Source organism: uncultured Rikenella sp. (assembly GCF_910579375.1).
In the GTDB taxonomy this organism is placed as follows: domain Bacteria; phylum Bacteroidota; class Bacteroidia; order Bacteroidales; family Rikenellaceae; genus Rikenella.
The window spans coordinates 1-3,719 of the sequence record NZ_CAJTUJ010000180.1; the positions used below are offsets into that span (position 1 = coordinate 1).

General features: G+C 60.1%; 1 protein-coding gene. It reads right to left on the reverse strand.

From position 1 onward, the window contains the following. Positions 1-435 precede the first annotated feature (435 nt). Positions 436-2,949, reverse strand: coding sequence for a phenylalanine--tRNA ligase subunit beta (gene pheT / locus QZ302_RS09335; RefSeq protein ID WP_294594742.1), 2,514 nt, complete (start codon positions 2,947-2,949; stop codon positions 436-438). Between the last annotated feature and the right edge of the window lie 770 nt (positions 2,950-3,719).

Here is a 3,719-nt window from a genome sequence, read left to right on the forward strand (position 1 = left end):
AAAACACAGCCCAAAGTTCGACCCAATTCTCCGCCTCGTGTGCGCCTCACTGCGGCTCCGCTGTCGCTCCGCCGCACTTGCCACGGGTGATTGTCGAGCTCTGTTCTGCGCGCCTGGGGAAATCCAGTCAAAACGCACAAGTGCATTTTGACGATTTCCCTCTTTAGGCGGCGGCGCGCGTTGAGCTCTGTGCCGGACAGAACTGTTCTCTTTGTGAACAAAGAGAACCAGAAAAACTTTAGACGGATGCTGACGCATCCTCAAGCCGCCTGAAACTACCCTGCGCGAGTGGCGGGCGGTTAATAAGGCTAAGACAACCCTAACAAAACGCCTAACGAGTCCCCGGAGGGATGGAGCGATACTGCGCGTATCGCTTATCGGTTTGCTATGCCCAATTCTTTTCCACGTTTTGGGCGCTCAGTGTCAACCTGTAGATCAGCCCCTGATCTGGGCGCCGGTGGCTTTGGTCAAGGCGGACGAAATGGTGCTCATAATCCGCTCGATTTCGCTGTCGGTCAAGGTCTTGGTCGGATCTTCGAGGACGAAGTTCAGGGCGTAGGATTTCTTCCCGGCCGGCAGTTTGTCGCCTTCGTAGACGTCGAAGAGGCCGACGGATTTCAGCAGTTTCTTCTCGGCCCGGCTGGCGGCGTCGCGAAGCTGGCTGAAGGTCACGGCTTTATCGACCAGCAAGGCCAAATCTCGCTTCACTTCGGGGTATTTCGAGAGCTCGACGGCTTGTACGCGGACGGTCTCGACGATCTTTTGCAGGTGGGTGAAGTTCATCTCCAGGAAGTAGACGGGCTGTTTCAGGTCGAACTGGCCCCGGCTGAGTTTCGGAGAGACGATCCCGATCTCGAAGAGCTTTTTGCCGCGGATGACGTATGCGATCGCTTCGGAGTAGAGGTCGCTTTCCAAGGTCTCGTAACGTCCTTCGTAAAGCTGAACGCCGAAGCGTTGCAACAACAGCTCTGCCAGGCTCTTGACGGTGAAGAAGTCGCTGGGAGCCGGTTTCGGGTCGTTCCAGTTGGGCTGGCTGGCAGCGCCGGTGACGGTCAGGGCGAGCCGGTATTCTTCCCGATAGGGACGAAGGGTGCCTTTCTGGGTGGGGTTGTCGGTGGCTTGTGCGGCGACGGCGGGGTCGTAGAAGTAGCAGTTCCCGAATTCGAAGAGGCGCAGGTCTCCGTTCCGCCGGTTGACGTTCAGGGCGACGGCTTCCAAGGCGTTGAAGAGCAGGGTCTGGCGCATTACGTTGAGTTCGTTGCTCAGCGGGTTGAGTATCCGCACGCAGTGGGAGGCGGGATAAGAGGTCAGGGATTCGTAGTAGGCGCCGCGGGTCAACGAGTTGCTCATGATTTCGACGCATCGTTGACCGACGAGCAGGTCGGCGGCGGCGTTGGCCAGTCGATCCGGGGTCTTCGGGTTGCCGGTGGTAATGACGTTCTTGATGTAGTGCGGGTCGGACACGTTGTTGAAACCGTAGATCCGCAAAATCTCTTCTGCGATATCGGCTTCGCGCTGCACGTCGACGCGGTAGGCGGGGACGGCGATCTCCAGTATGGTGTCGCCGTTCTCGGCGAGGGTCTCTTTCCGGATGTCGATTTCGAGGCCGGTCAGGATTGCCCGGGCAGTCTCGGTCGGAATCTCGGCGCCGATCAGCCGGTTGATGCGTCCCAGGTTGACGGAAAATTCGAAGGGAGGGACCGGTTGCGGATAGATGTCTACGATGTCGGAACCGATGATCCCGCCGGCGAGCTCTTTGACGAGCAGGGCGGCGCGGCGCAGGGCATAAGGGGCCATGTCGGGATCGGCGCCGCGTTCGTAGCGGAAGGAGGCGTCGGTGTTCAGGCCGTGTCGCCGGGCGGTTTTACGCACGCTCACGGGGTCGAAGTAGGCGGATTCGATGAAGATGTCGGTGGTGGTGTCGCTCACGCCGCTGTCGATGCCGCCGAAGACGCCGGCGAGGCACATGGCGCGTTGTTGATCTGCAATGACGAGGTCGTCGGCGCTGAGTTTCCGCTCCACGCCGTCTAAGGTCACGATGGGTTCGCCTTCGTCGGCGCGCCGGACGATGATCTGGTGTCCGGCGACTTTACCCATGTCGAAGGCGTGCAGGGGCTGGCCGCATTCGTGCATCACGAAGTTGGTGATGTCGACGACGTTGTTTTTGGGGTTGAGTCCGATGGCGCGCAGGCGTTGTTGCAGCCATTCCGGACTGGGGCCGATCCGGACGCCGCGGACGGTCACGCCGGAGTAGCGCGGTGCGCCTGCGGTGTCGCGAACGGTGACGGTGACAGGCAGTGCGTTCGGGTCGTCTACGCGAAAGGCGGAGGTGTCGCCGAGCGATGCCTTGACGGCTTGTCCGTGTGCGGTCAGGTAGGCGCCGAGGTCTCTGGCCACGCCGTAGTGCGAAGCGGCGTCGATCCGATTCGGGGTCAGGCCGACTTCAAAAACGTAGTCGGCTTCCATATCGTAGACTTTCGCGGCGGGTGTCCCGGCGGGAATAGCGGGGTCGAGCACGATGATCCCGTCGTGTGCATTTCCCACGCCGATTTCGTCTTCGGCGCAGAGCATTCCGAAGGATTCGACGCCGCGGATTTTCGATTTCTTGATCTTGAAGCCCTCTTCTTCGCCGGTGGGGTAGAGGGTGGTGCCTACTTGGGCGAGGATCACTTTCTGTCCGGCGGCTACGTTGGGGGCGCCGCAAACCACTTGCAGCGGCTGGGTGTCTGTCCCGGTGGAGACGGTGGTCACGTGGAGGTGGTCAGAGTCGGGGTGGTCGGTACAGGTCAGCACTTCGGCTACGACGAGGCCTTCCAAACCGCCGCGGATGCTTTCGACTTTCTCGATCCCTTCGATCTCTAACCCGGCGGCGGTCAGTATTCCTGCGGCTTCTTCGGCGCTCAGGCCGCTATCCAAATAGCTCTTTAACCAGTTGTATGAAATCTTCATGTCTCTTTGCTGTTTTTATCCTGTCTGTTTGGTCGTTCGGGCGGCTTGGGGTACTGCTCTTGTCGCCGTTTATTCCGAGAGGCAACGCAACTGAAAACCGAAGGCGCGGTAATATTCCAGTGCCGGGTTCACTTCGGCTGTGTTGAAGTACAAATAGAGGCCGTAGTAGGTAAGGCTGGAGGCAGTTGCTGCTGACCAGACGGAGCCTTCGTCGCTGGTGTTCCATAGGTTGCCGTCGCCGTGGCCGCGGAGGCCCGGGGCGGGGCCCGCAGGGCGTTTTACAGGCCGCTCTACCCTAAATTGCTCCCGTAGGTGCGCCTCCCTTTGTTTATTCCGAGAGGCAACGCAATTGAAAACCGCAGGCGCGTAGGTTTGGATTGGTCGGATGGACGCTTGCTACATAGAAGTGGAGGTGTAGTCCATTTATGTTGTTGGTTGCAACGGACCAGTAGCATCCGTGGTCGCCTATTCCGTTCAGTGTGCCTGTATTGTGAGTGCGGTAGCCCGGGGCGGCTCGGCACTCGAAAGCTCGCCGGGTCTACCCTATCTGTGGCTTGACTTTGTGCGGCCGGAGCCAGCGGGACGCAACTAAGCCTGCCAATATGTAATTGCTTTAGTGGGTCGAAGCCTGCGGGGCCCAAAAGCAACGTCAGTTGCGGGCCTCCGCGGCGGGAGGCTTCGGCCCGCGCGACCCGTTGGGCCGCAAGAGCACAGCCCAAAGCAAAGCCCAATTCTCCGCCCCGTGTCAGCCTCACTGCGGCTCCGCTGTC